Annotated in this window: 3 protein-coding genes; all 3 read left to right on the top strand. The window is 60.5% G+C overall.

What is annotated here, in order from left to right; translation table 11 throughout:
- The first annotated feature begins 63 nt into the window (after positions 1 to 63).
- Entirely contained in the window at positions 64 to 921 is an 858-nt protein-coding gene (locus EN984_RS26790; RefSeq protein ID WP_127267658.1) for a family 16 glycosylhydrolase, read from the top strand.
- 67 nt (positions 922 to 988) lie between these two features.
- Positions 989 to 2,320, top strand: a complete 1,332-nt coding sequence (locus EN984_RS26785; RefSeq protein ID WP_127267657.1) for a UDP-glucose/GDP-mannose dehydrogenase family protein — start codon at positions 989 to 991, stop codon at positions 2,318 to 2,320.
- 92 nt (positions 2,321 to 2,412) lie between these two features.
- A partial coding sequence (locus EN984_RS26780; protein WP_164765664.1) for a GMC family oxidoreductase occupies positions 2,413 to 3,582 on the top strand: 1,170 nt, incomplete at its 3' end.

The following is a 3,582-nucleotide window of genomic DNA, read 5'->3' as shown; positions in this document are numbered from 1 at the left end:
GTTCAGGAGCGGTTCGCACGTCGACTTTGGGTTGGGGACACACAGCGCAAAGGTGAGTTTGATATGAAGTCGAATCCGAAACCTACGACGGCAATTGACGCGCCGCCTCTCGCATATCGGACCGGACAAGCCGCCTGGCGACGGCTGGGGTCGCTCGGTGCGTTGCTGCTGGCTGCTCTCGGCGGTTTCCCGGCAACCCCTTCCTACGCCCAGGACATTCCGACATCGCCGTCCTTCGTCGATGATTTCAAAAGCTTCGATCGTGCGCGCTGGTATGTTTCCGACGGCTGGAACAACGGCAGCCATCAGAATTGCACCTGGTCGAAAGGCATGGTCGAACTGTCGAATAATGTGCTTTCGCTCGGCTTCGAAAAGCAGACGCTGAAGGATCGCGACTACGTCTGCGGCGAGATCCAGACCAAGCAGCGCTTCGGCTACGGCACCTATGAGGCACGGCTGAAGACCGATACCGGCTCCGGCCTTAACGCGGCGTTCTTCACCTATATCGGTCCCAGCGACAAGCAGCCCTGGGACGAGATCGACTTCGAGGTGCTGACCAAGGACACCTCCAAGGTGCAGGTCAATGCCTATATCGCGGGCAAGGGCAAGAACGAGAAGCTGGTCGACGTGCCGGGCGGCACGGAGAACGCCTTCAACGACTACGCCTTCGTCTGGCAGAAGGACAGCTTGCGATGGTACGTCAACGGCCAGCTGGTGAACACGATTACCGACCCGGCGAAGCTGCCCAGCCATGCACAGAAGATATTCTTCAGCTTTTGGGGCAGCGATACGATGAAGGGTTGGATGGGAGCGTTCGCGGATCCGGGCCGCAAGCTTTCCCTGCAGATCGAGCGGGTTGCCTTCACGGCGCTCGGCGAACCCTGTCAATTTCCGGAATCGCTGGCATGCAGTGTAAAGTAGTTGGGAAAGTCGATTTGAACCGGCGGGACCGAAAACGGTCCGCTGCCTTGCATGGGAATGAAACCGAATGAATTTGACGGTGTTTGGAATTGGCTATGTCGGCCTCGTGCAGGCTGCGGTCCTTGCCGAAGTCGGGCATCAGGTGGTGTGCGTCGACATCGACGCCGCCAAGGTCGAGCGGCTCAACCAGGGCCTGGTTCCCATTTTCGAACCCGGTTTGGAAAACCTCGTTAAGGAAAACCATGCTGCCGGCCGCATCAAGTTCACCACCGATGCCGCCGCCGCTGTCAGGCATGGCGAGATCCAGATGATCGCGGTCGGCACGCCGCCGGGCGAGGACGGCTCGGCCGATCTCAAATATGTGCTGGCCGTCGCCGAGACCATCGGCCGCGAAATGGACAAACCCAAGATCGTCGTCGGCAAGTCTACGGTGCCGGTCGGCACCTGCGAAAAGGTGAAGGCCAGGATTGCCGACACGTTGAAGAAAAGAGGCCGCGAGGACCTGGCTTTCGATGTCGCTTCGAATCCCGAGTTCCTCAAGGAGGGGTCCGCGGTCGCCGATTGCATGAAGCCGGACCGCATCATCGTCGGCACCGACAGCGAGGACACCGAGGCTGTGATGCGCGAACTCTACGCGCCGTTCAACCGCAACCACGAGAAGATGATCGTGATGGACGTGCGCAGCGCCGAATTCACCAAATATGCCGCCAACTGTATGCTGGCGACCAAGATCAGCTTCATGAACGAGATGGCCAATTTGGCCGAACAGCTCGGCGCCGACATCGAGGAGGTCCGCAAGGGCATCGGCAGCGATCCCCGAATCGGCTACCATTTCATCTATCCGGGTCTGGGTTATGGCGGTTCGTGCTTCCCCAAGGACGTGCGGGCGCTGATCAAGACCGCCGAAGGCGTCAAATTCGACGCCAAGCTGCTGCGTGCCGTCGAGGAGCGCAACAACGCACAGAAATCGGTTCTCTTCGACAAGGTGGACCGCTATTTCAAGGGCAACCTCAAAGGCAAGACCTTTGCGCTCTGGGGCCTGGCCTTCAAGCCCAACACCGACGACATGCGTGAGGCGCCGGCGCGCGTCCTGATGGAAGCGCTCTGGAAGGCCGGCGCCAATGTGCAGGCCTATGATCCCGAGGCGATGCAGGAATGCCAGGCCATCTACGGGCTGCGCGACGACCTGCTTCTGTGCGGCACCAAGGAGGCGGCGCTGCGCGGTGCCGATGCGCTGCTGATCGCCACGGAATGGAAGAGCTTTCGCGCGCCGTCTTTCGACGCTGTGAAGGATGCGCTGATTACGCCGGTCATCTTCGACGGCCGCAACCTCTATGACCCCAAGGTCATCGCCCGCCACGGCATCGAATATCACTCGATCGGCAGAATGGCGGCATGAGACCAGGCCCTGGCAGACGGATGCAAGACCGGTCCGCACATGGCCTGCGGGCGCTGGGACTGAGCGCGTATTTCTGTGTGGAGTTGTAGCCGATGGTGCTGGACGTAAAGCCGGAGCAAATCACCAAGGATCATTTCGATCTCGTAGCGATCGGTTCCGGCTTCGGTTCGGCCTTCTTCCTGCACGAGTTCGCCAAGCGCCGAAAGGCACGCATTCTGGTGCTGGAGTGGGGGCGCCACAACACCCATGAATGGCAGCTCGAGCAGAACGTCAACACCGACATCGAAGACGAAACGACCTATAAGACCAATTCCAACAAGCCGTGGAACTACACGATCGGACTGGGTGGCGGGACGAACTGCTGGTTCGCGCAGACGCCAAGATTTCATCCCAATGATTTCCGGCTGAAAAGCACCTACGGTATCGGCAATGACTGGCCGATCAGCTATGACGACGTCGAGCCGTTCTATTGCGACGCGGAAGACATCATGTCGATCTCCGGCGATCCCGACATGGCGGCGATGCTGCCCCGCTCGAAGCCGTTTCCGCAACCGCCGCATCGCATGTCGACACCGGACAGGATGATGAAGGCGGCGCAGCCCGGCCAGCACTTTGTCATGCCAACCGCGCGGGCGCGGCTGCCGACATCACAACGCACCTCGTGCTGTGCCAATCTGCGTTGCTGGCTGTGCCCGGTCGACGCCAAATTCACCGTCAACAACGGGTTGATGCACGTCTTCGAGCATCCCGACGTCTCGGTCTGCCTCGGTGCGGAAGTCCGCCGGCTCGATCACGTCGGCGGCGCTGTCCGTTCGGTCACGTTCCGCCATGACGGCAAGGAATACCAGGTCAGCGGCGATCTCTTCATTCTCGGCGCCAATGCCATCCAGAGCGCGGCGATCATGCTGCGATCCGGCCTGGGCGGCGAATTCGTCGGCAGCGGCCTGCATGAATCCTACGGCTGGAATTTCGAGGTCTATCTAGACGGCGTCGACAATTTCGACGGCAGCACCATCACCACCGGCCTGAATTTCGGCCTCTATGATGGTCCTCACCGATCGGAGCATGCGGCGGCACTGGTCTATTTCGAGAACCGCTGGCAGCACGGACTGCGTGCCGAAAAAGGGCGGCTACGCCAGGCGCTGCCGCTTGTCGTGGTCACCGAGGACTTGCTCGATCCCGAGAACTTCGTCACGCTTGACGAGGATGAGAATGCCTTCGTCAGCTTCAAGGCGCCATCGGACTATGCGGCGCAGGGCATG

The sequence above is a fragment of the Mesorhizobium sp. M7A.F.Ca.CA.004.12.1.1 genome (assembly GCF_003997835.1).
Taxonomy (GTDB): Bacteria; Pseudomonadota; Alphaproteobacteria; order Rhizobiales; family Rhizobiaceae; genus Mesorhizobium.
The sequence above is the reverse complement of the archived record's forward strand: the minus strand, read 5'-3'. Positions and strand labels throughout refer to the sequence as shown.